Annotated in this window: 22 protein-coding genes and 1 tRNA gene; 14 read left to right on the top strand and 9 right to left on the bottom strand. The window is 65.8% G+C overall.

Annotated features, from left to right (window positions below):
- Positions 1–28: 28 nt before the first annotated feature.
- The 3 genes from PVZ72_RS15280 to PVZ72_RS15270 all read right to left on the bottom strand — a co-directional run bounded on the left by PVZ72_RS15280 (position 29) and on the right by PVZ72_RS15270 (position 3,077).
- Positions 29–1,918, bottom strand: coding sequence for a PhoX family protein (locus PVZ72_RS15280; protein ID WP_273862389.1), 1,890 nt, complete (start codon positions 1,916–1,918; stop codon positions 29–31).
- Between the two features lie 66 nt (positions 1,919–1,984).
- Positions 1,985–2,722: a ComF family protein gene (locus tag PVZ72_RS15275; protein ID WP_273862388.1), complete on the bottom strand. Its 738-nt coding sequence runs from the start codon at positions 2,720–2,722 to the stop codon at positions 1,985–1,987.
- 58 nt (positions 2,723–2,780) lie between these two features.
- On the bottom strand, positions 2,781–3,077 hold the full coding sequence (locus PVZ72_RS15270; RefSeq protein ID WP_133861974.1) for a hypothetical protein: 297 nt from the start codon (positions 3,075–3,077) through the stop codon (positions 2,781–2,783).
- Positions 3,078–3,189: 112 nt separating this feature from the next.
- Here PVZ72_RS15270 and PVZ72_RS15265 point away from each other — a divergent pair, with 112 nt between their 5' ends.
- Both PVZ72_RS15265 and PVZ72_RS15260 read left to right on the top strand, forming a co-directional pair.
- A complete protein-coding gene (locus PVZ72_RS15265) occupies positions 3,190–3,891 on the top strand; it encodes an alpha/beta fold hydrolase (protein ID WP_187980528.1) in 702 nt (233 codons plus the stop codon).
- A gap of 69 nt (positions 3,892–3,960) precedes the next feature.
- On the top strand, positions 3,961–4,548 hold the full coding sequence (locus PVZ72_RS15260) for a cupin domain-containing protein (protein WP_273862387.1): 588 nt from the start codon (positions 3,961–3,963) through the stop codon (positions 4,546–4,548).
- Here the strand turns inward: PVZ72_RS15260 and PVZ72_RS15255 are convergent.
- A complete protein-coding gene (locus PVZ72_RS15255) occupies positions 4,545–4,967 on the bottom strand; it encodes a DUF1810 domain-containing protein (protein ID WP_273862386.1) in 423 nt (140 codons plus the stop codon). The genes PVZ72_RS15260 and PVZ72_RS15255 overlap by 4 nt on opposite strands.
- Before the next feature lie 71 nt (positions 4,968–5,038).
- The gene (locus tag PVZ72_RS15250) at positions 5,039–6,373 is read right to left on the bottom strand and encodes an MFS transporter (RefSeq protein WP_273862385.1); all 1,335 of its coding nucleotides are present in this window, start codon (positions 6,371–6,373) and stop codon (positions 5,039–5,041) included.
- A gap of 164 nt (positions 6,374–6,537) precedes the next feature.
- On the opposite strand from PVZ72_RS15250, the gene PVZ72_RS15245 reads away from it, so the two are divergent.
- The 12 genes from PVZ72_RS15245 (at position 6,538) to PVZ72_RS15190 (ending at position 21,554) form a co-directional block, all read left to right on the top strand.
- Positions 6,538–6,861: a thioredoxin family protein gene (locus tag PVZ72_RS15245; RefSeq protein ID WP_187980525.1), complete on the top strand. Its 324-nt coding sequence runs from the start codon at positions 6,538–6,540 to the stop codon at positions 6,859–6,861.
- Between the two features lie 145 nt (positions 6,862–7,006).
- Entirely contained in the window at positions 7,007–8,812 is a 1,806-nt protein-coding gene (locus PVZ72_RS15240) for a phenylacyl-CoA dehydrogenase (RefSeq protein WP_273862384.1), read from the top strand.
- A 186-nt stretch (positions 8,813–8,998) separates the two neighbouring features.
- Complete coding sequence (locus PVZ72_RS15235; RefSeq protein WP_273862383.1) at positions 8,999–10,768, top strand: acyl-CoA dehydrogenase C-terminal domain-containing protein; 1,770 nt, start codon at positions 8,999–9,001, stop codon at positions 10,766–10,768.
- 359 nt (positions 10,769–11,127) lie between these two features.
- On the top strand, positions 11,128–11,286 hold the full coding sequence (locus tag PVZ72_RS15230) for a YqaE/Pmp3 family membrane protein (protein ID WP_007159763.1): 159 nt from the start codon (positions 11,128–11,130) through the stop codon (positions 11,284–11,286).
- Positions 11,287–11,551: 265 nt separating this feature from the next.
- Entirely contained in the window at positions 11,552–15,088 is a 3,537-nt protein-coding gene (locus PVZ72_RS15225) for a response regulator (RefSeq protein WP_273862382.1), read from the top strand.
- Positions 15,089–15,091: 3 nt separating this feature from the next.
- Positions 15,092–15,910 carry a CheR family methyltransferase gene (locus PVZ72_RS15220; protein WP_273862381.1) on the top strand — a complete coding sequence of 273 codons (819 nt, stop codon included), beginning with the start codon at positions 15,092–15,094 and terminating at the stop codon, positions 15,908–15,910.
- Position 15,911: 1 nt separating this feature from the next.
- Positions 15,912–16,499, top strand: a complete 588-nt coding sequence (locus PVZ72_RS15215) for a chemotaxis protein CheB (RefSeq protein ID WP_187980521.1) — start codon at positions 15,912–15,914, stop codon at positions 16,497–16,499.
- Positions 16,492–17,688 carry a hybrid sensor histidine kinase/response regulator gene (locus tag PVZ72_RS15210; protein ID WP_187980520.1) on the top strand — a complete coding sequence of 399 codons (1,197 nt, stop codon included), beginning with the start codon at positions 16,492–16,494 and terminating at the stop codon, positions 17,686–17,688. The genes PVZ72_RS15215 and PVZ72_RS15210 overlap by 8 nt, the downstream gene beginning before the upstream one ends.
- Positions 17,689–17,784: 96 nt before the next feature.
- Positions 17,785–18,603 (top strand): NAD-dependent epimerase/dehydratase family protein, encoded by an 819-nt coding sequence (locus tag PVZ72_RS15205; protein ID WP_273862380.1) that lies wholly within the window; start codon positions 17,785–17,787, stop codon positions 18,601–18,603.
- Positions 18,604–18,614: 11 nt separating this feature from the next.
- A complete protein-coding gene (locus PVZ72_RS15200) occupies positions 18,615–19,493 on the top strand; it encodes an SMP-30/gluconolactonase/LRE family protein (RefSeq protein ID WP_273862379.1) in 879 nt (292 codons plus the stop codon).
- Positions 19,494–19,654: 161 nt separating this feature from the next.
- On the top strand, positions 19,655–20,914 hold the full coding sequence (locus tag PVZ72_RS15195; RefSeq protein ID WP_273862378.1) for an acyltransferase family protein: 1,260 nt from the start codon (positions 19,655–19,657) through the stop codon (positions 20,912–20,914).
- A gap of 58 nt (positions 20,915–20,972) precedes the next feature.
- Positions 20,973–21,554, top strand: a complete 582-nt coding sequence (locus tag PVZ72_RS15190) for a DUF4337 domain-containing protein (protein WP_273862377.1) — start codon at positions 20,973–20,975, stop codon at positions 21,552–21,554.
- Positions 21,555–21,620: 66 nt separating this feature from the next.
- Here PVZ72_RS15190 and PVZ72_RS15185 read toward each other — a convergent pair.
- The 4 genes from PVZ72_RS15185 to rpsU form a co-directional block, all read right to left on the bottom strand.
- Positions 21,621–21,697: transfer RNA gene (locus PVZ72_RS15185), tRNA-Ile, on the bottom strand.
- Positions 21,698–21,802: 105 nt separating this feature from the next.
- Positions 21,803–23,656, bottom strand: a complete 1,854-nt coding sequence (gene rpoD / locus PVZ72_RS15180) for an RNA polymerase sigma factor RpoD (protein WP_187980515.1) — start codon at positions 23,654–23,656, stop codon at positions 21,803–21,805.
- 76 nt (positions 23,657–23,732) lie between these two features.
- On the bottom strand, positions 23,733–25,640 hold the full coding sequence (gene dnaG / locus PVZ72_RS15175) for a DNA primase (RefSeq protein ID WP_273862376.1): 1,908 nt from the start codon (positions 25,638–25,640) through the stop codon (positions 23,733–23,735).
- Positions 25,641–25,803: 163 nt separating this feature from the next.
- Positions 25,804–26,019: a 30S ribosomal protein S21 gene (gene rpsU / locus PVZ72_RS15170; RefSeq protein WP_007159750.1), complete on the bottom strand. Its 216-nt coding sequence runs from the start codon at positions 26,017–26,019 to the stop codon at positions 25,804–25,806.
- Between the last annotated feature and the right edge of the window lie 158 nt (positions 26,020–26,177).

Below are 26,177 nucleotides of genomic sequence, written 5' to 3'. Positions count from 1 at the left end.
GAAGGCTCGAGCGCTATCCGCTCGCCGGTCAGGCGCCGATCACACCGCCGTCTTCGCGGCTGATGACCATCACCGAGGAACGGGGCTGACCATCCGCTCGTTGCTCCGGGAATTGGGAGCCGCCTTCCTCGCCGGGGTGCTGGATGCCGACGAACATCGTCCGGTAGTCCGGCGAGAAGGCCAGGCCGGTGACCTCGCAACCGACCGGGCCGACCAGGAAGCGGCGCATCTCGCCGCTGCGCGGATCGGCGCAGAGCATCTGGTTGTTGCCCATGCCCTCGTAGTCGCCTTTGTTGCTGTACTTGCCGTCGGTGAGCACCCACAAACGGCCGGCAGCGTCGAAGCCCAGGCCGTCGGGACTGTTGAACATGTTCTCGGCATTGATCTGCTGCGAGCCTGCTTCCGGCTTGCCCGGGTGTACCTTGGGATTGCCGGCGATGACGAACAGATCCCAGTCGAAGCTCAGGGCCGCGGCATCGTCGTCGCTCTCGCGCCAGCGCACGATCTGGCCGTAGAGGTTGTTGGCGCGGGGATTGGGGCCGCCCACTGGCATGCCGTCTTCACCGCGCTTGGTGTTGTTGGTCAGGGTGCAATAGACCTGGCCGTCCTTGGGGCTGACGGCGATCCACTCCGGACGGTCCATGCGCGTGGCGCCGACCTGGGTGCCGGCCTGGCGGGCGTGGATGAGCACCTCGGCCTGGCTGGCGAAGCCGTTGGCGGCGGTGAGGCCGTTCTCGCCATGCACCAGCGGCAGCCACTGGCCGCGGCCCTTGGGGCGGTTCGGATCACGGTCGCCTTCGTCGAAGCGGGCGACATAGAGGGTGCCATGATCGAGCAGCTCGCGATTGGCCTTGGGATCGTCCTGCAGGCGATCGCGGCTGACGAACTTGTAGATGAATTCGCCGCGCTCGTCGTCACCCATGTAGACCACTACGCGGCCATCGCGGGTGCGGGTAAGGGCGGCGTTCTCGTGCTTGAAACGACCCAGGGCGGTGCGCTTGACCGGCTTGGCCTGGGGATCGAAGGGATCGATCTCGGTGATCCAGCCGTGGCGATTGAGCTCGTTGGGATTCTGCGCCAGGTCGAAACGGTCGTCGTGCAGGTGCCAGTCGTTCTCCACGCTGGCGTGCTTGACGCTGTAGCGCTTCTGGGCCGCATCGAACTTCAGGTTGGCATCGCGACTGCCGAAGACGTCGGTGAAGTTCTCTTCGCAGGTCAGATAGGTATGCCAGGGCGTGGCACCGCTGGAGCAATTCTGGAAGGTACCCAGCACCTCCCGTCCGGCCGGGTCGGCGGCGGTCTTGAGCAGGTCGTGGCCGGCAGCCGGACCGCTGACGGCGATGGGCGTGTTGCCGTGTACCCGGCGGTTGTAGGGCGAGCCCTGGACGAAGTGCCATTGGCCGTCCACGCGCTTCACCTCGATCACCGAGACGCCCTCGGCGGCCTGAGCCTTGCGGGTGTCTTCCAGAGACTTGGGCGGCGTGCCGTGGCTGAGCAGGTAGCGGTAGTTGGTGTATTCGTTGTTGATCGCCATCAGTGCCCGATCCGGATCGTCCGGGAAGGGATAGAAGGCCATGCCGTCGTTGTTGTCGCCGAATTGCACCGCCTGGTCGGCGGCGCTGGGGCTGCCATCGGGGCGGAAGGCCGGGCCATCGGTGTGCAGTGGCTGGCCCCAGCTGATGAGCACGCTGGCGCGATAGCCGGGCGGCACCACCAGGGTGTCGGCGGTGGAGGCCGGGATGTTGGCGAAGCCGATCAGGGGATTGCCCGTGGCCTCGCTGACGGCGTCGGCCAGGGCGCTGCGACCGAGCAGGCCGCCGCCCAGGAACAGGGCCGCGCTGGCCAGGGCACCCGCGCCGATGAAGCGGCGGCGGCTGAAGTGGACGAGGCGTTCGAGATCGGTCTGGTCGTTGTGCATGCTCATGGCTCCCTCACGGTGTGCAGGCGAGGCTAGTCAGACTAAATGACGTTTTGGTGACAGCGGCTAGTCGCCGGGTGGTGGCGTCCGCGCCAGGCAATAGACGTCGACCCGCGCGGCGCCAGCGCGCTTGAGCAGGCGCGCCAGGCTGTCGGCGGTGGCGCCGGTGGTGAGGACATCGTCCACCAGGGCCAGGTGGCGACCCTGCAGCTGGGCGTCCTTCACCAGGGCGAAGGCCTGCTTGAGATTGCGCCGCCGCTGGTTGGCACTCAGGCCCTGCTGGCTCTGTTGCTCCTGTACCCGCTGCAATAACCTGCCATCCACCGGCAGTTGCAGCGTCTTGCCGAGCCAGCTGGCCAGCAGGGCGGCCTGGTTGAAGCCGCGTTGGCGCAGGCGCAAGGGTGAGAGGGGAACCGGCAGCAGCAGGTCCGGGCGTGGCTGGCCTTCGTCGAACAGATGCTGCAGATGCCGCGCCAGCAGCGCCCCGGCCAGGCGACCGAGACTGCCCTGGTCGCGGTGCTTGAATCTGTTGATCAGGGTGTCGACCGGAAAGGCATAGCGCCAGGGCGCCAGTACCTGGTCGAAGGCCGGCGGACTGGCCAGACAGCTGCCACAGAGGAGGCCGTCTACCGGTAGGGGCAGGGCGCAGCATTGGCAGTGTGGCCCGAGCCAGGGCAGTTCGCTGTCGCAGCCTTCGCACAGCGGCAGTCCGGGCGGAAGCCAGGTGGCGCAGAGGGCGCAGTGTGTCCCGGGCCGCAGGCGTTGCCAGTGGCACTTTAATACAGAGGAGAGCGGTAGGGTCATGACGGCATCCGTGCCGAGCGAGAGCCCTAATGTGCCAGGCCGCCGGCCTGGCCACCAGTCAGCCGCGAATCAGCCAGCCCATCACCATCAGGCCCAGGATCAGCCAGATGACGCCGCCCACTATCGAGCGGGCCATGAAGGCCCGTACCGCGGCGTAGAGCAGCAGCAGGCCGATGGCCAGGACCACGAAGCTGATATAGGAGTCGTCCATGCCGATGGAGCGCGCCATGCCATGGAGAAAGTCGTGCACGGCATCGGCGATGCCGCCCAGGACCGAGCCGAACAGGTCGATGATAAAACGGATGACTTGGCCGAGCGCCGCGCCGAGCCAGTCGAAGAAGCCTTCAGTACGCATGGATGTTTCCAGATCCTTGGCAATGTCCCTTGGAACCCGCGAAGCCCGCCGGGTTCGCTGGTGATCCGCGCTACACTGCGCGTTTTCCGCAGTGTCTCTCAAGTTCTTAGTGATGACAGCTACCGACGCGCTACCCCTGATCCTGCTTCCCGGCCTGCTCTGTGACCAGCGCCTCTGGGCCACCCAGGCTGCCGACCTGGCCGACACCTGCCCGGTGTCCATCCCCGACCTCACACGCGACGTTGGCATCGCCGCGCTGGCCCGCCGGGTCCTGGCCGAGGCGCCACCGCGTTTCGCCCTGGGCGCCCTGTCCATGGGCGGCTATGTGGCCTTCGAGATCCTGCGCCAGGCGCCGGAGCGGGTAGTGCGACTGGCGTTGTTCGACACCATGGCCAGCCCGGATACCCCCGAGCGTGCCACCCAGCGTCGCGCCATGCTCGACCTGGCTGAGCGCGGTCGCTTTCTCGGCATCAGTCCGCAACTGCTGCCACGCCTGATCCATGCCTCGCGCCTAGGCACGCCGGTGGCCGATACCGTGCTGGCCATGGGCAAGGCGGTGGGCAAGGAGGCCTTCCTGCGCCAGCAGCAGTCGATCATCGACCGCCCCGATTCGCGGCCGACCCTGGCCCAGGTCCAGGTGCCCACCCTCATCGTGGTCGGCGCCCAGGATCAACTCACCCCGCCTGCCGAAGCCGAACTCATGGCGGCCGGCATCCAGGGCTCGCATCTGGTGGTGCTGGACGACTGCGGCCACCTGCCGCCACTGGAGCTGCCGGAACGGACCACGGCACTGTTGCGGGAGTGGCTGGCCTGACCCCTCGTCGCGGACGCTGAACCTCGGCGGCAGGCGGGCCTCCATTGGCAAAGCCCCCTGGAGTCCCGCATGGCGCATCGCCCATCACTGTCCATCCTCTCCCTGGTGCTGGGTCTCGCCCCCACCACCGTGGCCCTGGCCGCGCCAGTGGGGGCCGGTCAGCCCGAGCAGCTGCATTTCGCCGATGACGGCGTCATCCCCAATAGCCGCCTGCCCGTGCTGCTCTATCGCCAGGTGCAGCTGGAGGGTGCCGACCGTGCGGCGGCGCTGGAGCGACTGTTCGCCGACAACGCCTGGCCGCCGCAGTGGCGCTACGGCGTCTATAGCTACCATCACTATCATCCCAATGCCCATGAAGTGCTGGGCGTGGCGCGCGGTCGGGCTACCCTGCGCCTGGGCGGCGAGCAGGGGCAGGATGTGGAGGTGACCGCAGGTGATGTGGTGGTGCTACCGGCGGGCACCGGCCACCGCAACCTGCAGTCCAGTGCAAATTTCCTGGTGGTGGGCGCCTATCCGCCCGATCAGCAGGACTTCATCACCCAGCGTGCCGATCCGGCCGCCCACGCCCGCTCGGTCGGACTGATCGCCGGGGTGCCCTTGCCGGCAAGCGATCCGGTGACCGGGCGCAAGGGCGCACTGCCGGCACTCTGGCGCTAGCAGAGGCGGGTCAGGGTGGCCTCGTCGGGCTGACCGGCGAAAAAGGTCTTCAGCGCCTGGCGAAAGGGTTCGGGATCTTCGGCCACGGCAGCGAAGAGGGTGAGGCTGGAGTGGAACTTGAGATCGTCCGGCTGCCCGAACAGCGCGGTGGCGGACAGCCCCGGATGCTCCAGCGCTGCCGCGGTGATCTCCCGCAGGCGCGATCCCAGCAGCGGATGTGCGAGGTAGGCACTGGCCTCGTCGCGGGAGGCGATGGCGTAGTGGCGTGCCGTTTCGCTACGACCCAGTCCCTGGATCTGCGGAAAGATGAACCACATCCAGTGGCTGCGCTTGCGCCCGGCGCGGATCTCCGCCAGGGCGGTGGCATAGGTGTCGGCCTGGGCGTCGAGGAAGCGTTGCAGATCGTGAGTGGCGGGCATGGGGGAAACTCCGGGCCTTTTGCCTATCGGCAGACGGACCCGGAGGAAGTGCCGGTCACGAGACGAGCGGTCTAGCTGCGCACCGCGCGATAGCTGACCTCGTCGCCTTCGCTGACGTCGTCCAAATCGATCCGGGAGGTCTCCGGCAGGCTCAGGCCACCGACCAGGCCCAGCAGGGCGATCAGGATCAGGTAGAGCGCTGGCGAGAGGTTGCTGCCGGTGGCGCCGATCAGCCAGGTCGCCATCAGCGGGGCGGTGCCGCCGAAGATGGTGTAGGCCAGGTTGTAGGTGATGGCGCCGGCGGTGTAGCGCGTGCGGGTCGGGAAGACCTCGCTGAGCAGCGGCGCCGTCACCACGTTGCACAGTACCGCTCCGGCGCCCAGCAGCAGCGAACCCAGCAGGGCGCTGCCGAACTGGCCACTACTGGCCAGCAGCAGCGCCGGATAGACGCCCACCGCCAGGACCAGGCTGGCCAACACCGTGGTCATGCGCCGACCGATGCGGTCGGTGACACGTCCCAGCACCGGGCAGGCGGCTGCGGCGGCGAACAGGGTGATCAGGCTGATGGCCAGCGCCGCGGCCCGGTCGAAGCCGCCAGCCAGCTGCAGGTAGGTGGAGAAGTAGGTGGTGAACATATAGAAGGACAGCGCCGTCAGCGAAATGAAGGCGCCCAGGCGCAGGATGGAACGGCCCTGCAGCCTGAGCGTCTCGCCCAGCGGCGAATGGCTGACCTCATGGTCGGCTTCCAGGGCCTGGAAGGCCGGGGTCTCGTCCAGCTTCAGCCGCAGGTAGAGGCCGATCAGACCCAGCGGCGCGGCGGCCAGGAAGGGAATGCGCCAGCCCCAGTCGGCCATGGTGGCGGCGCCCAGCAGCCGCTCCAGGCCCCAGGCGGTCAGGGCCGCGCTGGCGAAGGCGAGAAAGGTCGAGACCGGCACGAAGCTGCCATAGCGCCCGCGTCTATCGCGCGGCGAATGCTCCATCACGTAGGCGCAGGCACCCGCGTATTCGCCGCCGGCGGAAAAGCCCTGAGCGCAACGGATCAGCGTCAGCAGGATGGGTGCCCAGATGCCGATGGTGGCGTAGCTGGGCAGGATGCCGATCAGGGCCGTGGCGCCGGCCATGATCAGGATGGTCAGCGCCAGGACCCGTTTACGGCCGATACGGTCACCCAGCAGGCCGAAGACGATACCGCCCAGCGGCCGGAAGGCGAAGGCCACGGCGAAGACGGCAAAGGTCTTAAGCAGCCCGGCGGTGGCATCGCCACTGGGGAAGAAGTGCGCGGCGATCAGGGTGGCGAGAAAGCCATAAAGGGCGAAATCGAACCATTCGACGAAATTGCCGATGGACGCGGCGGAGATGACCTTGCGCAGGGTGGCGGGTGAAACGGAAGTCGCTGTCTGGCTCATGGCGGGCCTCGGGAAAGGGCGGAGACGGAGGCAGAAATGGAGCGCCTTGTTTTATTGTCGAGAGATCGGGGCGTACCGCAGCTTCGACCCTAATCCTTTTCCCGTGACCGAGCAGTCCCGCCAGCGACTTGTCCACCGTTGGAACCGACTTCAGGAGCCCCGCCATGACCATGACGACCACCTATGCGGAAAAGGAGCCCGCCCGCACCGATGTCGACGCCCTGCCGGGTGTCACCCTGCTGGAGTTCGGCGCACCCTGGTGCGGCCACTGTCGTGCCGCCCAGCCGCTGCTGGCCACGGCGCTCGCGGACTACCCCGGCGTGCGCCATCTCAAGATCGAGGACGGCCCCGGTCGCCGCCTGGGACGCTCCTTTCGCGTCAAGCTCTGGCCTACGCTGATCCTCTTCAAGGACGGCCAGGAACTGGCGCGGCTGGTGCGCCCGACGACGGCGGCAGCCCTGCGCGAAGCCCTGGCCGAAGCGGACTGACCGGTCGTTCCACTCGTCCTCGCCACGCTTGACAGGGCAGGCCTGGAACATTAGTTTCAAACAACTGTTTAAACGCCCTGGCGGAAGGTCTGCAGCGACGCTGCCGCCACCCTCGACAACAAGCATTCGCAAAGAGGTAACAGTCATGCCCGATTACAAAGCCCCCCTGCGGGACATCCGCTTCGTTCGCGACGAACTCCTGGGCTATGACGCGCACTACCAGAGCCTGCCCGGTTGCGGCGACGCCACTCCCGACATGGTCTCCGCCATCCTCGAAGAAGGTGCCAAGTTCTGCGAACAGGTGCTGGCGCCGCTCAATCGCATCGGCGACCAGCAGGGCTGCACCTGGAGCGAAGAGGGGGTGAAGACCCCCGATGGCTTCAAGGAAGCCTATGCCCAGTTCGTCGAGGGCGGCTGGCCGAGCCTGGCGCACAACCCGGCCCACGGTGGCCAGGGCCTGCCCGAGTCACTCGGCATCTCCCTGTCGGAAATGGTCGGCCAGGCCAACTGGTCCTGGGGCATGTACCCCGGCCTGTCCCACGGCGCCATGAACACCCTGGAGCAGCACGGCACCGACGAGCAGAAGCACACCTACCTGGAAAAGCTGGTGACCGGCGAATGGACCGGCACCATGTGCCTGACCGAACCCCACTGCGGTTCCGACCTGGGCATGCTGCGCACCAAGGCCGAGCCGCGCGCGGACGGCAGCTACGCCATCACCGGCACCAAGATCTTCATCTCCGCCGGTGAACACGACATGGCCGAGAACATCGTCCACATCGTGCTGGCCCGCCTGCCCGACGCCCCCGCTGGCACCAAGGGCATCTCGCTGTTCATCGTGCCCAAGCGCCTGCCCGACGCCAGCGGCGCGGCCGGCGAGCGCAACGCCGTGCACTGCGGTTCCCTCGAACACAAGATGGGCATCCACGGCAACGCCACCTGCGTGATGAACTTCGATGGCGCTACCGGCTTCCTGATCGGCCCGCCGAATCGCGGTCTGAACTGCATGTTCACCTTCATGAACTTCGCTCGCATCGGCACCGCCCTGCAGGGCCTGGCCCACGCCGAGGTGGCCTTCCAGGGTGGTCTGAAGTACGCCCGCGAGCGGCTGCAGATGAGATCCCTGACCGGTCCCAAGGCCCCCGAGAAGCCCGCCGATCCCATCATCGTGCACCCCGACGTGCGCCGCATGCTGCTGACCATGAAGGCCTTCGCCGAGGGCAGCCGGGCGATGATCTACTACACCGCCAAGCTGGTGGATATCCTCAAGTACAGCCAGGACGAGGAGCAGAAGCAGCAGGTCGAGACCCAGATGGCCTTCCTCACCCCCATCGCCAAGGCCTTCATGACCGAGGTGGGTTTCGAGGCGGCCAGCCACGGCGTGCAGATCTATGGCGGCCACGGCTACATCGCCGAGTGGGGCATGGAGCAGAACCTGCGCGATGCGCGTATCGCCATGCTCTACGAGGGCACCACCGGCATCCAGGCCATCGACCTGCTGGGTCGCAAGGTGCTGATGACCCAGGGTGAATCGCTCAAGGCCTTCACCAAGGTGGTGCACAAGTTCTGCCAGGCCAACGCCGAAAACGCCGAACTCAAGGCCTTCGTCGAGCCGCTGGCCAAGCTGAACAAGGAGTGGGGCGAGATCACCCTCAAGGTCGGCATGGCCGCCATGAAGGATCGCGAGGAGGTGGGTGCCGCCGCCGTCGACTACCTGATGTACTCCGGCTATGTCTGCCTGGCCTACTTCTGGGCCGACATGGCCCGGGTCGCGGCCGAGAAACTGGCCGCCGGTACCGACGAGGCCGCCTTCTACCAGGCCAAGCTGGCCACCGCGCGCTTCTACTACGAGCGCCTGCTGCCCCGTACCCGCGCCCACGCCGAGGCGTTGCTGGCCGGCGCCGGCAGCCTGATGGCCCTGGCCGAGGAAGACTTCGCCCTCGGCTACTAAGCCGTCGCCGCTCTACTGAAAACCCCGCTCCGGCGGGGTTTTCGCTTTTTCACGCATGCGAAGAAGCCAGCAGCGCGAACCTCCGATCGGCTGACCGCCAGGTCAGATCATGAACCTATGTCTCCCTTCCGGTTCGGTCTTACACTCGGGTCATACCGACAAGAACACCTTCCGAGGAGACTCGACATGGCTGACTACACCCCGCCGCTTCGCGATATCCGTTTCGTGCTGGATGCCGTCCTCAAGGTCAGGGACCGCTGGAGTCAGTGGCCTGCCCTGGCCGAAGTGGTGGACGGCGAGACCGCCGATGCCATCCTCGAAGAAGCCGGCAAGCTGTGCGCCCAGGAACTGGCGCCCCTCAATCGCAATTCCGATGAGGAAGGCTGCCACTGGCAAAACGGCGAAGTGACCACGCCCCAGGGCTTCCGCCAGGCTTACCAGGCCTTTGCCGAAGGCGGCTGGGTCGGGGTCGGTGGCGATCCCGAATACGGCGGCATGGGCATGCCCAAGGTGCTCACTGCCCAGGTCGAGGAAATGATGCACGCCAGCTGCCTGGCCTTCGGCCTCTATCCGATGCTCAGCGCCGGTGCCTGCCTGGCCCTGCACGCCCATGGCAGCGCAGAACTGAAGCAGGCCTATCTGCCCAACCTCTACAGCGGCCAGTGGGCCGGCTCCATGTGCCTGACCGAGCCCCATGCCGGTACCGACCTGGGGCTGATCCGCACCCGCGCCGAGCCCCAGATCGACGGCAGCTACCGGGTCACCGGCACCAAGATCTTCATCACCGCCGGCGAGCACGACCTCACCGAGAACATCATCCATCTGGTGCTGGCCAAGCTGCCCGATGCGCCGGCCGGCTCCCGGGGCATCTCGCTGTTCCTGGTGCCCAAGATCCTGGTGGACGAGGCGGGTGCCCTGGGCGCGCGCAACGCCGTGGCCTGTGGCTCGCTGGAACACAAGATGGGCATCAAGGGCGCCGCCACCTGCGTGATGAACTTCGACGGCGCGGTCGGCTACCTGGTGGGCGAGGTCAACAAGGGCCTGGCCGCCATGTTCACCATGATGAACTACGAGCGCCTGGGCGTCGGCATCCAGGGCCTGGGTTCGAGCGAGCGCTCTTACCAGAATGCCCTGGCCTATGCCCGCGAGCGCCTGCAGAGTCGTTCGCCGACCGGCATCCAGCAGGCCGCCAAGAACGCCGATCCCATCATCGTCCATCCCGATGTGCGGCGCATGCTGCTGACCATGAAGGCTTTGAACGAAGGCGGCCGGTTGTTCTCCAGCTATGTCGCCCTGCAGCTCGACACCGCCAAGTACAGCCCTGAGCCCGTCGAGCGCGAACGCGCCGAGGCCCTGGTGGCGCTGCTCACCCCGGTGGCCAAGGGCTTCCTCACCGATCTCGGCCTGGAACTCTGCGTCGCCGGTCAGCAGGTGTTCGGCGGTCATGGCTACATCCGTGAATGGGGCCAGGAGCAGTTGGTGCGCGACGTGCGCATCACCCAGATCTACGAAGGCACCAACGGCATCCAGGCCCTCGACCTGGTCGGCCGCAAGCTGGCCGGCAGCCGCGGTGCTCTCTACCGGCCCTTCAGTGAAGAGGTCCATGGCTATCTGAGCGGTCTGCCGGCGGACAATGAATTCGCCGCACCCCTGCGCCAGGCGCTGGATCAGCTGGACGGGGCGACCGAATGGCTGCTGCAGGCCGGCGCCAGCGATCCCCACGAACTGGGGGCAGCCTCGGTGGACTACCTGCACCTGTTCGGCTATGTCGCCTATGGCTACCTGTGGGCCCGGGCGGCGGCCGCTGCGGCGGATCAGGAGGCGACCTTCGCCGAAGCCAAGCTGGCCACTGCGCATTTCTATTTCGCTCGTCTGCTACCGCGCACCCTGAGCCTGGCTGCGGCCGTGCGCAGTGGCGCCCAGCCGCTCTACGCCCTGGCCGAAGAGGCGTTCTAAGCTGTTGACCAGCAAGGTAAAAAGCCATGTCGTGTAAGCTTTGGCTTACACCACGTCGCCGCGATAAGCCATCGCCTAGTCTCTGATAGCTGCGTAATCTACACCCATCGGATCGCGGTACAGGATGTACCCAGCGCTCCAGATGACTTCAAGGAAATATGGCCAGGATGGCCCCCCGGCACGGATGTCGGGCAGAGACTTACAGGGATAGATGGCCAAGGATTGGCGGCCTGACAAGGATGTCGGGTTAAGTCTGCGAAACCCCGCTTCGGCGGGGTTTTTTATTGCCTGCCGGAACCTGATTCAGGCCCTGCCAGTCTTAGAGGCATCTTCTTGCCTGCCCACTACTGGAGCCTGAAATGGACCTCATCCGCCTTATCTTCGCCATCATCCTGCCGCCCGTGGGCGTCTTCCTCCAGGTCGGCTTCGGCGGCGCCTTCTGGCTGAACATCCTGCTGACGCTGCTGGGTTACATTCCGGGTATCATCCATGCCGTCTGGGTGATTGCCCGTCGCTGAACCAGCGGCCTGATCGAGACCCGAATGCCGCGATCGCCTGGTTGACCCGAGGGGTCAGCGCCGACCGGAGCGAAAGGGGCCGGAGGGCAAGACGTCCGTGCTAGGCGGATGCGCCTTCCATGGTCCTGTTCGAGGCCTTTCGGCCAGCCCGTGTCGATATCCTTGATCGACCGTCGGTTGCGCCACGGTCAGTGACGACACCCCCCCGCAGGCCGAGGCTTTGCCGTCGCCGACCGTTTTGTCCCGTACAAGGCTTTCAGACCCCATGAATCGCGAGTCGCCCCTCGATCAGAAGCACTTCAGCCAGATCCTCAAGCGCAATCTTTCCCTGCCGCTGAGCATCGGTGTCTTCAGCGCGATCTTCTTCATCGCCATCATCTATTACCTGCTGAAGGTCACCCAGTGGGTCGAGCACACCGACCGTGTCATCAGCGAGGCCAACGCCAACTTCCGCCTGGTGGTCGATCTGGAAACCGGGATGCGCGGCTATCTGCTGAGCGGCAATACCGCGTTCCTGCAGCCCTATGAGCGCGCCCTGCCCAATGTCGAGCCGCAACTGGATGAGTTGAAGAATCTGGTCAGCGACAGCGCCGTGCAGATCCGCCGACTGGAGCGGATCGAAGCGGTACACCGAGAGTGGCGCCAATACGCCAGCCAGGTGATCGAGGCGCGCCGCACCGGGGGGGATTTCCAGACCCCCCTGAGCGATGGCCAGGGCAAGAATCGCATCGACAGCATCCGCCGCGACTACACCGACTTCATCGCCTACGAAGAGCAGATGCGCGCCGAGCGTACCGCGACGGCCAGCCGCATGACGGTGGTGTTCGTGGCGGCCTTCCTCGTCGTCAGCCTGCTGCTGTCGGGCATCATGGCCTTCTTTGGTCGCCGCGAACTCATGCGGCTTTCCGCGACCTACACCCGGCTGCTCGATCAACAGGCCGAGCACACCGATAATCTTGAGCGACAGAGCTGGTTCCGCTCCGGCCAGAATCAGCTGTCGGAAGCGGTCATCGGTCAGGCGACGCTGGCGCCGCTGGGGCAAAGCATCCTGCAATTCCTGGCGCGCTATCTCGGTGCCGCGGCCGGTGCCCTCTATGTACGGCTCGACGACGGCAGCCTGGAGCGCGTCGCCGACTACGCCCTCGACGACGAGAGTCGTCGCCGGCGCCAGCGCCTTTCTCCGGGCGAGGGTCTGGCCGGGCAAGCCGTGCTGGACGGTCGCCTAATGGCGCTCGACCAGTTGCCCCTCGACTACCTCAAGGTCAATTCGGCGCTGGGCGAGCGCCAGGCCAGCGCGGCGCTCATCGTGCCCATCGAGAACGATGGCCGGGTGAATGGTGTGGTCGAACTGGGCTTCCTGCGCGCCCTGCGTCCGCAGGACGAAGAATTGCTGACCCTGATCGCCGACTCCATCGGTTCCTCGGTGGAAGCCGCGCGCTATCGCCAGCGGCTGCAGCAGGTGCTGGCGGAAACCCAGCAACTCAACGAAGAGCTCCAGGTACAGCAGGAAGAGCTGCGCACCGCCAACGAAGAGCTGGAAGAACAGTCCCAGGCGCTCAAGGAATCCCAGGTTCATCTGGAGCAGCAGCAGGCCGAACTTGAGCAGACCAACGAGCAACTCTCCGAGCAGGCCCAGGAACTGCTGCAGCAGCGCGACGTGCTGGACGACCGCAACAATCGCCTCAACGAAGCCCAGCAACTGCTGGAAGACCGGGCGCGCGAGCTGGAACGCGCCAGCCAGTACAAGTCCGAATTCCTGGCGAACATGTCCCACGAATTGCGTACGCCGCTGAACAGCTCGCTGATCCTGTCCAAGCTGCTGGCGGACAACCCGGTGGGCAACCTGAGTGCCGAGCAGGTGCGCTACGCCGAATCCATCTATTCGGCGGGCAACGACCTGCTCACCCTGATCAACGACATCCTCGACATCTCCAAGGTCGAGGCCGGCATGCTGGAGATCCGCCCGGAGCAGATGTCCGTGCGCCGCCTGGTGGAAGCCCTGAAGACCGCCTTCGAGCCGGTGGCCCAGAACAAGGGCGTCGCCTTCGTGGTGGAGCTGGACGAGCGGATGCCGTCGACCTTCTTCAGCGATCGCCAGCGGGTCGAGCAGATCCTCAAGAACCTGCTGTCCAACGCCTTCAAGTTCACCGAGCACGGCCAGGTGACCCTGCGCCTGTCGCTGGAAGACGGCCAGCCCAGCTTCGCCGTGAGCGATACCGGCATCGGCATCGCCGCCGAGCAGCAGGAGCTGATCTTCGAGGCCTTCCGCCAGGCGGACGGCGCCATTACCCGTCGCTACGGCGGCACCGGCCTGGGGCTGTCGATCTCCCGCGACCTGGCGCTGCTGCTGGGTGGCGCCCTGGGCGTCACCAGCCAGCCGGGCGAGGGCAGTACCTTCACCCTGCGCCTGCCGCTGGAGTATCAGGAAGCCGCCGCGCCCGGTCTGCCGGTGACGCCGGTCATGGCCCCGGCGCAGGCCACCATGCCGGTTGCAGCACCTGCGCCTCTCGCCACCCTGGCCGCTACCCCGCGTCCGCCCGCAGCGCCGCCGGTCACCGAGGCAGCGGCGCCTGTGGCAGCTGCCTTCGCTGACGACCGGGACAGCTGGCCCTATCCGGATCGTCGAGTGCTGGTGATCGAGGACGAGGTGCCCTTCGCGCAGATCCTCTTCGATCTGGCCCACGAGCTGAAGTACAGCTGCCTGATCGCCCATCGCGCCGAGGAAGGCTTCGCCGCGGCGCTGGAGTACCGCCCCGACGCCATCCTGCTGGACATGGGACTGCCGGATCATTCCGGCCTCACGGTGCTGGAGCGCCTCAAGGAAAATCCCCTGACCCGGCACATCCCGGTGCACGTGGTCTCAGCCTCGGATCGCATCGAGACGGCCATGCACATGGGCGCGGTCGGCTACGCCATCAAGCCCACCACTCGCGACGAATTGCGTGAGGCCTTCACCCGGCTGGAAGCCAAGTTCGCCGCCGGCATCAAGCGGGTGCTGCTGGTGGAAGACGATGCCCTGCAGCGCGACAGCATCGCCAAGCTGATCGGCGACGTGGATGTGGAGATCACCGCCGTGGAGATGGGCAGCCAGGCCCTGGAACTGCTGCGCGACGAGGTCTACGACTGCATGGTCATCGACCTCAAGCTGCCCGACATGGAAGGGGGTGAGCTGCTGCAGCGCATGGCCAGCGAAGACATCTGCTCCTTCCCACCGGTGATCGTCTACACCGGTCGCAGCCTGACCCGCGACGAAGAAGCGGCGCTGCTCAAGTATTCGCGTTCCATCATCATCAAGGGTGCGCGCTCGCCGGAGCGACTGCTCGACGAGGTGACCCTGTTCCTGCACAAGATCGAGGCCGACATGCCGCTCGATCGCCAGCGCATGCTGGAAAGCGCCCGCAGCCGCGAAAAGGCCTTCGATGGCCGCACCCTGCTGCTGGTGGATGACGACGTTCGCAACATCTTCGCCCTCACCAGTGCCCTGGAGCAGAAGGGCGCCAAGGTGGAGATCGCCCGCAACGGCCTGGAAGCGCTGGAGAAGCTCGACAACAGCGACACCATCGACCTGGTGCTGATGGACATCATGATGCCGATGATGGACGGCTACGAAGCCATGCGCGAGATCCGCAAGCGGCCGCACATGAAGAAGCTGCCGATCATCGCCATCACCGCCAAGGCCATGAAGGATGACCAGGAGCGCTGCCTCGCCGCCGGTGCCAGCGACTACCTGGCCAAGCCCATCGATCTGGACCGGCTGTTCTCGCTGATCCGTGTCTGGATGCCGTCGCTGGAGCGGCTGTAGGTCATGAGCGAACGGCTGCAGGACATCGAGCTGAGGTTGCTGCTGGAAGGCATCTTCCTGAGATACAGCCACGACTTCCGCAATTACTCCAAGGCCTCGCTCAAGCGGCGGGTGCTGCAGGCGCTGACGCGCTTCGACTGCCCGAGCATCTCTATGCTGCAGGAGCGGGTCCTGCGTGATCCGGCGCTGTTCGCCGAGCTGCTGCAATTCATCACCATCCCGGTGAGCGAGATGTTTCGCGATCCAGGCTACTTCCTCGCCCTGCGCCAGCAGGTGGTGCCGGTCTTGCGTACCTATCCCTCGCTCAAGGTATGGATCGCCGGCTGCAGCACCGGCGAGGAAGTCTTCTCCATGGCCATCCTGTTCCAAGAGGAAGGGCTGCTCGACCGTACGCTCTTCTATGCCACCGACATCAATCCGCGCTCCATGGAAAAGGCCCGCCAGGGCATCTTTCCGCTGGAGCGGATGCGCGCCTACACCGCCAGCTACCAGAAGGCCGGCGGCACCCGAGCGTTTTCCGACTATTACACCGCGGCCTACGACGGCGCCCTGTTCGACAAGTCGCTGATCGCCAACGTGACCTTCGCCGACCACAGCCTGGCCACCGACAGCGTCTTTTCCGAGACGCAGCTGGTCTCCTGCCGCAACGTGCTCATCTACTTCAACAAGAATCTGCAGAATCGGGCGCTCGGCCTGTTTCACGAGTCCCTGAGCCACCGCGGCTTTCTCGGCCTGGGCAGCAAGGAGTCGCTGGACTTCTCCGCCTACGCCAGACACTTCGAGCCGGTGGTGAAGCAGGAACGGCTGTTCCGCAGGCTCTAGCATGTTCCCGCCCCTGAAGCCGTTGCGCCTCATCGTCATCGGAGCCTCTGCCGGCGGGCTGCAGGTGCTGCTGCGCCTGCTTTCGACCCTGCCGGCCAGTTTTCGCCTGCCGCTGGCGGTGGTGCTCCATCTGCCGGACGATCGCAATTCGCGCCTGGCCGAGCTGTTTCAGCAGCGACTGGCCTTGCGGGTACGCGAAGCCGAGGACAAGGACGCTATACTGCCGGGCAGCCTGTATTTCGCGCCGCCGGGTTATCACCTGCTGGTGGAGGACGACTTCACCCTGTCGCTGTCACGCGACGAGCCGGTGCAGTTTTCCCGGCCGTCCATCGATGTCTTGTTCGAAAGCGCGGCCGATGCCCTGGGCGAGCAGGTCTGCGGCATCCTGCTCACCGGCGCCAACCAAGACGGCGCCAGCGGCCTGCACGCCCTGGCTCAGAATGGAGCGGTCACCGTCGTCCAGTCGCCGCAGTCGGCCGAGGTTCCGACCATGCCCGAGGCGGCGCTGAAGAGATTCCACCCGGATTTCGTGCTGGATGTGCCGGGCATCCATCTATTGCTCATCGAGCTGGAACGCGACCATGGCTGAAGTACCCGTCGAACAGGCGAAGCTCCTGCTCGTAGACGACCTGCCGGAAAATCTCCTGGCACTGGAAGCCCTGCTGCGCAGCGAGGCGCTGGAGATCTTCCAGGCCAGCTCCGCCGAGGCCGCGCTGGAGCTCCTGCTGATGCACGAATTCGCCCTGGCGATCCTCGATGTGCAGATGCCGGGCATGAACGGCTTCGAACTGGCGGAGATGATGCGCGGCCTGGAAAAGACCCGGCACATCCCCATCGTCTTCGTCAGCGCCGCCGGCCGCGACCTCAACTACGCCTTCAAGGGCTACGAGAGCGGTGCGGTGGACTTCCTGCACAAGCCCCTCGATGTCCATGCGGTCAAGAGCAAGACCCGGGTCTTCGTCGATCTCTACTGGCACCGCAAGCGCCTGGCCGAGCAACTGGTGGCCCTGGAGCAGAGTCGCCAGGAGCAGGAGATCCTGCTCGGCGAATTGCGCCAGACCCAGGTCGAGCTGCAGCAGGCGGTCCGCACCCGCGACGACTTCATGTCCATGGTCTCCCATGAACTCAAGACGCCGCTCAACACCCTGATGCTCGAAGCCCAGCTGCGCCGCATGTACCTGGACAAGGGCAAGCTGGAGGCCTTCACCCCCGACAAGCTGGCCGGCATGGCCGAGCGTGACGAGCGGCAGATCCAGCGCCTGGTGCACCTGATCGACGACATGCTCGACATCTCGCGGATCCGCACCGGCAAGCTGTCCATCCGCCCCTCGCAGTGCGACCTCGCCGCCCTGGTCAACACGGTGGTCGACAGCTTCGCCTCGCAATTCGCCGCCGCCGGTTGCCCGGTGGAGCTGCACGCGGAAGGCCCGGCGCCCGGCTACTGGGATGAATTCCGCATCGAGCAGGTGATCACCAACCTGCTGACCAACGCCATGAGATACGGCGCCGGGCGTCCGGTGGAGATTTCCCTGCGCAGCGATGGCGCCGACGTGGAGTTGAGCGTCAAGGACCATGGCATCGGCATCCCGGTGGAGCACCAGGCGCTGATCTTCCGCCAGTTCGAGCGCGCAAGCGGCACCGAGAATATCGCCGGCTTGGGCCTGGGCCTCTATATCGCCGACCAGATCGTCAAGGCGCACCATGGCAGCCTGCACGTGGAAAGCATCGCCGGGCAGGGCGCGACCTTCCGCCTGCGGCTGCCCTGCCTGCCGACCTAGGCAGCATTGACAGGACCCCAGGCGCCCGCGAGAATCGCGAAAAGAGGTGGGATGTCGTACCTCTTGCCAGATAACTCCATAAGAAGGCGCCCGCTCATGTCCGAAGTCTCCTCGTCACCTTTTCATCGTCTGCTGCTGACCGGCGCTGCCGGCGGCCTGGGCAAGGAGCTGCGCCAGCGGCTCAAGCCCCATGCCGAGATCCTGCGGCTGTCCGACATCGCGCCGATGGATGCGGCCCAGGGACCAGCGGAAGAGGTGGTGACCTGCGACCTGGCGGACAAGGCTGGCGTCCATGACCTGGTGGAAGGCGTCGATGCCATCCTGCATTTCGGCGGCATCTCCACCGAGCACGCCTTCGAGCCCATCCTCGAAGCCAATATCCGCGGCACCTTCAATCTCTATGAGGCCGCGCGGCGCCATGGGGTGAGGCGCATCGTCTTCGCCAGCTCCAACCATGTCATCGGCTTCTATCGCCAGGACCAGCGCATCGACGCCAACGTGCCCCAGCGTCCGGACAGCTACTACGGCCTGTCCAAGGCCTTCGGCGAAGACCTGGCGACCTTCTATTTCGATCGCTATGGCATCGAGACGGTGAGCATCCGCATCGGCTCCTCCTTCCCCGAGGCGCAGAATCGCCGCATGCTCGCCACCTGGCTGAGCTACGAAGACCTGACCGATCTCATCCTGCGCAGCCTGACCACCCCCGACGTCGGCCACACCATAGTCTATGGCGCCTCCGACAACCGCGACAGCTGGTGGGACAACCGCCTGGCCGCGCACCTGGGCTTCCAGCCCAAGGACAACTCCGAGCAATTCCGCGCCAAGGTCGAGGCCCAGCCCATGCCGGCGGCCGACGATCCGTCGATGGTCTACCAGGGTGGTGCCTTCGTCGCCACCGGTCCCTTCGACGACTGAGGAGGGCCGCCATGACTGCCGAATTGCTCGTCGATGCCCGTAACACCACTGGCGAATGCCCGGTCTGGCACGTCGCTGAACAGGCGCTTTACTGGGTCGATATCCCGGCCAGACGGCTGCACCGCTGGACCCCGACGGGTGCGCTGGACAGCTGGAGCGCGCCGGAAATGCTCGCCTGTATCGCTGCGCGCGAGGGCGGCGGCTGGCTCGCCGGCCTGGAAAGCGGCCTCTTCGCCCTACAGGCCGAAGTTTCCGGCCAACTCAGCGGCGAGCGCCTGGTCACCCTCGACCATGCCCAGCCGGCGATGCGATGCAACGACGGTCGCTGCGATCGCCAGGGCCGCTTTCTGGTGGGCACCATGGTGCAGGACATGGCGCAGGGCGCCCCGGCTGGGCGCCTCTACAGCCATACGGCCGGCGACGGCGCCCGGCTGCTGCTGGGCGACCTCATCGTGCCCAACGGCCTGGCCCTGAGCCCCGATGGTCGCACCCTCTATCTGTCCGACTCCCATCCCAGCCGCCAGCTGATCTGGGCGTTCGACTACGATCCCGACTCGGGCACACCCAGCAACCAGCGGCTGTTCGTCGACATGAACGCCCATCCCGGCCGGCCCGACGGCGCCGCGGTGGATGTCGACGGCTGCTACTGGATCTGCGGCAACGATGCCGGCCTGATACATCGCTTCACGCCCGACGGCCGCCTCGATCGCTCCCTGGCCGTGCCCGTCAGGAAGCCGGCCATGTGCGCCTTTGGCGGACGCAACCTGGACACCCTGTTCGTGACCTCCATCCGTCCGGGTGGCGATCTGAGCGATCAGCCGCTGGCGGGTGGTCTGTTCGCCCTGGACCCCGGCGTGCAGGGGTTGCCGGAGCCTGCCTTCGCCGGCTGAAGCGGTCCCGGTTTAAGACACGGCAGGACGTTCGGACTGCGGCGTCCTGAGCGGTGCATGGCAACCTTGGGAAATCGGTTGTCATGCTTTTGTCATGAACATCGGCAGGGCTCACGCCCAGGCGGCTTATAATCAGATCTTATCCGCCGTAAACCGCCGCCATGACCTCTTCAACCGCAAGCCGCCCCACTGCCCGTTACTACGGCCTGGAATGGCTGAGATTCCTCATGGCGCTGTACATGGTCGTCTACCACCTGGGCGGGCTCTACAGCGATCTGCCGGATGCCTTCCGCCGCCTGGCCGGCATGGGCTTCTTCGCCACCAGCACCTTCTTCCTGCTCTCCGGTTTCCTGCTGGCCCACGTCAGCCTGGATCGCCAGGGCGCGCTCAAGGGCAGTTCCCGTGGCTTCGTCCTGCGGCGGCTGTGCAACCTCTATCCCATCCACCTGCTGACCCTGCTGGTCGCGCTAGGGCTGTCCTACTGGCTGTCCCAGGATTCCTGGCTGGAACACGGGGTGCCGGTCTACTACAACCAGCACCCCTATCTGCAGCTGGAGGAGGGCAGCACGCTGGACGAGATGCTGCCGCTGTCCTGGCTGGCCGCCACTACCCACGTGCTCCTGCAACTGCTCCTGCTGCAATCCTGGGAACCGCGCTTTCTCTGGCTCAACGGCGCCGCCTGGTCGATCTCGGCGCTGCTGTTCTTCTACCTGCTGTTTCCGCTGCTCGGCCCGCGACTGATGCGCCTGCGGCGCTGGGCCCTGGCTGCCGTCGTGCTCTGGGGGCTCTATCTGCTCGGCCCGCTGGTGGCCACCTGGGCTCAGGCCTTCGATACCGTCACCGTGGGCGTCATCCACCGCAATCCGCTGATCCGCCTGCCGGAATTCCTGCTCGGCATCCTGCTCTATCGCGCCGTGCAGGAGCCCTGGGTGGCCGAGACGACCCAGCGCCTGCGCGTGCCGCTGCTGCTGTTCGGCCTGACCGGCCTGTGGCTGGGCGCCCTGCTGCTGGAAGGCGATGGCCGCCGCTGGTTCTACCTGGTGCACAATGGCCTGCTAACGCCCTTCCAGGCCGCGGTGCTGCTGGCCTGCGCCACCTTCGGCGAACCCGGTCGCGCCGGCGTGCGCCGCCTGGCCCAGCGCCTCGGCGAGGCCTCGCTGTGCATCTTCGCCGTCCACACCCCACTGATCGGCGTGCTCGAACCCTGGACCCGCACCCTGCTGGGCTGGATGCACCTGGCCGGCGACAGCCTCGAAGACCTGGCCGAAGACGTTGGCGAGGTGCTGGCGCTGCCTATCCCTATTCCCGGCTGGATGCTGCCGCTGCACCTGGTGCTCATCGTCCTGCTCGGCCTGGCCATGCAGCGCTGGGTGGCCGGTCCGCTGCGCCGCTGGCTGCAGGCACGATTGCCCCAGTCTTAAGAAGGCCTTAAGTCGACTGGGCTAGCCTCGCCGCAGGAATCCGCAGCGGAGCTGAGTCTTGTCCAGCGAATACGAAGTCCATGGCCCCCACGACCACGAGGTGGAACACGCCGCCCACGGCGCCCATCGCCGTGACAGCCTCACCGGCCGCATCGCCGTCACCACCGCCATCCTGGCGACGCTAGGCGCCCTCTGCGCCTACCAGGGCGGCAACGCCGAGAGCCTGGCGCTCTACTACAAGAACGAAGAAGCCATCGCCAAGACCGAAGCCGCCAACCAGTGGGGCTACTACCAGGCCAAGGGCGAAAAGCAGAATCTTGCCGACCTGGGCGCTGCCCTCGCGACCAACCCCGACACCGCCCAGCGCTTCACCCAGGACAGCCAGCGCTATGCCCAGCAAAAAGCCGAGATCCGCACCAAGGCCGAAGCCTTGGAGGAAAAGGTCATGGCCAACGAAGCCCTGAGCGAAACCCAACTCCACCGCCACCACCGCTGGGCCCAGGCCACCATGCTGATGCAGGTCGCCATCTCCCTGGCCGCCATCACCCTGCTGACGCGGAGGCGCTGGCTGCAGGCCGCGGTCTATGGGGTGGCAGGGGGAGGAGTGGTGGTTGGGATACTGGCGCTTTTGCACGTCTGAGTGCCAAAAGCGTGAAGAGCGATTTGCAGACACAAAAAAGCCGCGCAACGCGCGGCTCCTGAAAGATGGTGGGCCCACACGGACTTGAACCGTGGACCAAAGGATTATGAGTCCTCTGCTCTAACCAACTGAGCTATAGGCCCTATAGCGCGGTGGAGTATACCGGGGGTGGCGGGGATCGCCAAACCCTTGTCGGGCATAAAAAAACCGGAGCCTGGGCTCCGGTTTTCTGGTGCAGCGGCTACGTCTTACTCGTCGAGGAAGGAGCGCAGGTGCTCGCTGCGGGACGGGTGGCGCAGCTTGCGCAGGGCCTTGGCTTCGATCTGGCGGATACGCTCGCGGGTGACGTCGAACTGCTTGCCCACTTCCTCGAGGGTGTGGTCGGTGTTCATGTCGATGCCGAAACGCATGCGCAGGACCTTGGCTTCACGGGCGGTGAGGCCGGAGAGCACGTCGCGGGTGGCTTCCTTGAGGCTTTCGCTGGTAGCCACTTCGATCGGGGACTGCATGGAGCTGTCCTCGATGAAATCGCCCAGGTGCGAATCCTCGTCGTCGCCGATAGGCGTCTCCATGGAGATCGGCTCCTTGGCGATCTTGAGCACCTTGCGGATCTTGTCCTCGGGCATCTCCATGCGCTCGCCCAGCTCTTCCGGGGTCGGCTCGCGCCCCATCTCCTGCAGCATCTGGCGGGAGATCCGGTTCAGCTTGTTGATCGTCTCGATCATGTGCACCGGAATCCGGATGGTGCGCGCCTGGTCGGCGATGGAGCGGGTGATGGCCTGGCGAATCCACCAGGTGGCATAGGTGGAGAACTTGTAGCCACGGCGGTATTCGAACTTGTCCACCGCCTTCATCAGGCCGATGTTGCCTTCCTGGATCAGATCGAGGAATTGCAGACCACGGTTGGTGTACTTCTTGGCGATGGAGATCACCAGGCGCAGGTTCGCCTCGACCATTTCCTTCTTGGCGCGGCGGGCCTTAGCCTCGCCGATGGACATGGCGCGGTTGATGTCCTTGATCTGCGAGACTTTCAGCTCGTAGTCACGCTCCAGCTCGGCCAGCTGGGCCTGCTTGGCCTTGATGTCGGCCTGGAAACGCTCGAGACCTTCGGCGTACTTGGGCTTGCCCTTGAGCAGGCCGGCGGTCCATTCGGTGTTGGTCTCGTTGCCGGGGAAGTGGCGCAGGAAATCGGCGCGCGGCATGCGCGCATCGCGCACGGCGAGCTGCATGATGGCGCGCTCGAGGCCACGCACCCGCTCCAGGGATTCGCGCACGCGGATCACCAGGGCTTCGTACTGCTTGGGCACCAGCTTGATCGGCGAGAACAGCAGAGCCAGGGCGACGAATTCTTCCACAGCGTGGTCGTTGTCGCGGCCGTGCTTCTTCAGCACCTTCTTGGTCTTTTCCAGCTGCTCGGCGACTGCGCCGAAGCGCAGGCGAGCCTCTTCCGGATCCGGACCGCCGTCGCCTTCTTCCTCGTCGGCGTCGTCGCTCTCTTCCTCGTCGTCCTTCTCGTCGTCCACGGCCTTGGCATCGGTGGCCTTGTTCGGGACGGGCAGGACCTCGCTCTCGTTCGGCAGGCTGCCGTCGTCGGGATCGATGTAGCCGGCGAGGACGTCGGACAGGCGACCGCCTTCGGTGGTGACGCGGGTGTATTCGCTGAGGATGTAGTCGACGGTGCCCGGGAACTGGGCGATGGCGCCCATGACTTCGCGGATGCCTTCCTCGATGCGCTTGGCGATCTCGATCTCGCCTTCGCGAGTCAGCAGTTCCACGGTACCCATTTCACGCATGTACATGCGCACCGGGTCGGTGGTGCGGCCGACATCGCTTTCCACCGCGGCCAGGGCGGCGGCGGCTTCTTCGGCGGCGGCTTCGTCGGTATCGGTTTCCGCCAGCAGCAGGGCATCAGCGTCCGGCGCGGTCTCGAATACGTTGATCCCCATGTCATTGATCATGCGGATGATGTCTTCCACCTGTTCCGGATCTGAAATATCCTCCGGTAGGTGGTCATTGACCTCCGCGTAAGTCAGGTAACCCTGCTCACGACCGCGGGCGATCAATTCTTTCAGACGGGATTGCTGTTGCGCTTTTCCGGACATAGGTACCCTTCCACTGAAGGCTTAGGCGGGCAAAAATAGCTGAACATTATAGCCGGTTAGACGGTGGTCGTGCCAGTTAGGTCACGGACCCCGCCGGACGGCTGAGGAGTTCGCGTAGGCGGTCCTTGTCTTCGGAGCTCAGCTCGCTCTGTCGCGCCTTGCGTAGGAGTTGCTCCAGCGAGCGATCACGCTGGCTGGCGGCTAACCTCGTTATGGTGTCGAAAAACTGTTGTTCAAGGTTGTCGCCGGCAATCAGCCACTCTTTTTCCGCCAGGGCGCGCAGCAGTCGGCCCTGTTCGGTGCCGTGCCAGCGGGCGATGAGCGCCAGGGTGCTCTGTCCCGGCTTCTTCTGCAGCGCCTCGACCAGGGCGACCAGCAGCTGGGCGTACTGATCGCTTTCCTCGGCCAGGTCGCGGGCGTCCTGCACCGCCTGGGCCAGCGTCGGATGATGCAGCAGGCTGCGTAGCGCGGCCAGCACCGGGGTCTCCACCTTGACCGGTGGCTGGCGCGGGATGCGCTCGCCGCCGCCCTTGCCGTTGAAATCCTTTTTCCAGCCCTTGCCGTCGCGCCCGCCCTTGCCCTCGCGGCGTGGCGTCCACTGCTGCTGCGCCGGCGCTTCCTCGGCATGGGCGTAGGCGTAGTCGCCATAGTCCACGGGTGGCGCATCCTGCGCCGGTGCGGACGGTGCCAGCTGGCTCAGGGCGTCGTTGCCGAGACCGGTAAGTTCGCTCAGGCGCTGGCGCATCAGCAGGCGCAGGTTGTTGCCGGGAATCTTCTCGATCAGCGGCGCCGCCAGGGTGGCCAGGTGCGCCTTGCCCTCCAGGGTGGCCGGGTCCGCTTCGATCATCAGTTGCTGGAAGAAATACTCGGCCAGCGGCTGGGCCTGCTGGACGAAGCGCGCCTGGAAGGCATCCGCCCCCTCGGCGCGCACCAGGGTGTCGGGGTCCTCGCCTTCGGGCAGGAACAGGAAGCGCACCCGGAAGCCGTCCTTGAGCACCGGCAGGGCCGACTCCAGGGCGCGCCAGGCGGCGCTGCGGCCGGCCTGGTCGCCGTCGAAGCAGAACAGGATGCTCGGCACGATGCGAAACAGCCGCTTGATGTGCTCTTCGCTGGTGGCGGTGCCCAGGGTGGCCACGGCATTGCGGATGCCCTGCTGGGCCAGGGCGATGACATCCATGTAGCCTTCCACGACGAGGATCTCGTCCAGGTCGCGGTTGTGCTTGCGTGCCTCGAACAGGCCGTAGAGTTCCTGGCCCTTGTGGAACACCGGGGTTTCCGGCGAGTTGAGGTACTTCGGCTTGTCGTCGCCCAGCACCCGACCACCAAAGGCGATCACCCGGCCCCGGCTGTCGCGGATCGGGAAGATGACCCGGTCGCGAAAGCGATCGTAGCGCTTGCCGCTCTCGGCGTTCTCCACCAGCAGGCCGGCATCGAGCATGGCCTTCTGCTGCAGGTCGTCGCCACCCAGGTGCTTGCCCAGGTTGTCCCAGCCTGGCGGGGCGAAGCCCAGGCCGAAGTCCCGGGCGATCTCGCCGGTGAGGCCGCGCTTCTTCAGGTAGTCCACCGCCGCCTGGCGCTTGGGATGGTTGCGCAGCGCCAGGCGATAGAATTCGGCGGCCGCGGCCAGCAGTGGATAGAGCGGCGAGTCGGTGGGTTGCCGCGGTTTGCGCCGCCCGCCGCTCTCTTCGCGCGGCACGTCCACGCCGGCCTTCTTGGCCAGCTCCTCGACCGCCTCGGGAAATTCGAGGTTGTCGTGGTCCATGATGAAACCCAGGGCGTTGCCGCCGGCGCCGCAGCCGAAGCAGTAGTAGAACTGCTTGTCGGGGCTGACGCTGAAGGAGGGCGTCTTCTCGTTATGGAAGGGGCAACAGGCCATCCAGTTCTTGCCGGCCTTCTTGAGCTTCACCCGTGCGCCCACCACTTCGACGATGTCGGTGCGGTTGAGCAGGTCGTCGATGAAGCCTTGCGGGATGAGTCCGGCCATGGTCAGCGTCTGGATAGAGGAGCGAAGAGCGGAGGGTGAGGCAGGCCAGATGGCCAGGAGGAGAGTCTAGCGCCAGCGGGCGCCAGGACGAAGCGGGAAGGCCAGAAACAGACAACCCGACCAGAGGTCGGGTTGTTTGATGACGCCAGAAAAGCGCTGTAACTCAGTACAGGCGCTCGCGACGGCGCTGCTCGCGCTGTACTTTCTTGGCGTGGCGCTTGACCGCGGCGGCAGCTTTACGCTTGCGCTCGGCGGTGGGCTTTTCGTAGAACTCGCGGCTACGAACTTCGGCCAGTACACCGGCCTTCTCGCAGGAACGCTTGAAACGACGCAGCGCTACGTCGAAGGGTTCGTTTTCTTTGACTTTGACGTTGGGCATCCAGGTCGTACCTTCAAATTTACCGAGGTTTAATCCAACGCTAGCGGCAAAAGGGCACGGGAAGCGTCGGTTTTTAAGGGTTGCGGATAGTAACGCTTCAACTGCCCCGCTGCCAACCCCCGGCGGACGAAAAGCGCTGGCCGGTACCGGAAGCGGCG

Origin of the sequence: Pseudomonas sp. LA5 (assembly GCF_028640825.1) — a bacterium.
GTDB classification, from domain to species: Bacteria; Pseudomonadota; Gammaproteobacteria; order Pseudomonadales; family Pseudomonadaceae; genus Chryseomonas; species Chryseomonas aestiva.
Note: the sequence above shows the minus strand (reverse complement) of the source record. Positions and strands in the feature narration are given on the sequence as shown.

Bases quoted from the DNA above. Each gene is read 5' to 3' on its own strand.
- PVZ72_RS15280 (WP_273862389.1), bottom strand. From the start codon at position 1,918: ATGCACAACGACCAGACCGATCTCGAACGCCTCGTCCACTTCAGCCGC.
- PVZ72_RS15275 (WP_273862388.1), bottom strand. From the start codon at position 2,722: ATGACCCTACCGCTCTCCTCTGTATTAAAGTGCCACTGGCAACGCCTG.
- PVZ72_RS15270 (WP_133861974.1), bottom strand. From the start codon at position 3,077: ATGCGTACTGAAGGCTTCTTCGACTGGCTCGGCGCGGCGCTCGGCCAA.
- PVZ72_RS15265 (WP_187980528.1), top strand. From the start codon at position 3,190: ATGACAGCTACCGACGCGCTACCCCTGATCCTGCTTCCCGGCCTGCTC.
- PVZ72_RS15260 (WP_273862387.1), top strand. From the start codon at position 3,961: ATGGCGCATCGCCCATCACTGTCCATCCTCTCCCTGGTGCTGGGTCTC.
- PVZ72_RS15255 (WP_273862386.1), bottom strand. From the start codon at position 4,967: ATGCCCGCCACTCACGATCTGCAACGCTTCCTCGACGCCCAGGCCGAC.
- PVZ72_RS15250 (WP_273862385.1), bottom strand. From the start codon at position 6,373: ATGAGCCAGACAGCGACTTCCGTTTCACCCGCCACCCTGCGCAAGGTC.
- PVZ72_RS15245 (WP_187980525.1), top strand. From the start codon at position 6,538: ATGACCATGACGACCACCTATGCGGAAAAGGAGCCCGCCCGCACCGAT.
- PVZ72_RS15240 (WP_273862384.1), top strand. From the start codon at position 7,007: ATGCCCGATTACAAAGCCCCCCTGCGGGACATCCGCTTCGTTCGCGAC.
- PVZ72_RS15235 (WP_273862383.1), top strand. From the start codon at position 8,999: ATGGCTGACTACACCCCGCCGCTTCGCGATATCCGTTTCGTGCTGGAT.
- PVZ72_RS15230 (WP_007159763.1), top strand. From the start codon at position 11,128: ATGGACCTCATCCGCCTTATCTTCGCCATCATCCTGCCGCCCGTGGGC.
- PVZ72_RS15225 (WP_273862382.1), top strand. From the start codon at position 11,552: ATGAATCGCGAGTCGCCCCTCGATCAGAAGCACTTCAGCCAGATCCTC.
- PVZ72_RS15220 (WP_273862381.1), top strand. From the start codon at position 15,092: ATGAGCGAACGGCTGCAGGACATCGAGCTGAGGTTGCTGCTGGAAGGC.
- PVZ72_RS15215 (WP_187980521.1), top strand. From the start codon at position 15,912: ATGTTCCCGCCCCTGAAGCCGTTGCGCCTCATCGTCATCGGAGCCTCT.
- PVZ72_RS15210 (WP_187980520.1), top strand. From the start codon at position 16,492: ATGGCTGAAGTACCCGTCGAACAGGCGAAGCTCCTGCTCGTAGACGAC.
- PVZ72_RS15205 (WP_273862380.1), top strand. From the start codon at position 17,785: ATGTCCGAAGTCTCCTCGTCACCTTTTCATCGTCTGCTGCTGACCGGC.
- PVZ72_RS15200 (WP_273862379.1), top strand. From the start codon at position 18,615: ATGACTGCCGAATTGCTCGTCGATGCCCGTAACACCACTGGCGAATGC.
- PVZ72_RS15195 (WP_273862378.1), top strand. From the start codon at position 19,655: ATGACCTCTTCAACCGCAAGCCGCCCCACTGCCCGTTACTACGGCCTG.
- rpoD (WP_187980515.1), bottom strand. From the start codon at position 23,656: ATGTCCGGAAAAGCGCAACAGCAATCCCGTCTGAAAGAATTGATCGCC.
- dnaG (WP_273862376.1), bottom strand. From the start codon at position 25,640: ATGGCCGGACTCATCCCGCAAGGCTTCATCGACGACCTGCTCAACCGC.
- rpsU (WP_007159750.1), bottom strand. From the start codon at position 26,019: ATGCCCAACGTCAAAGTCAAAGAAAACGAACCCTTCGACGTAGCGCTG.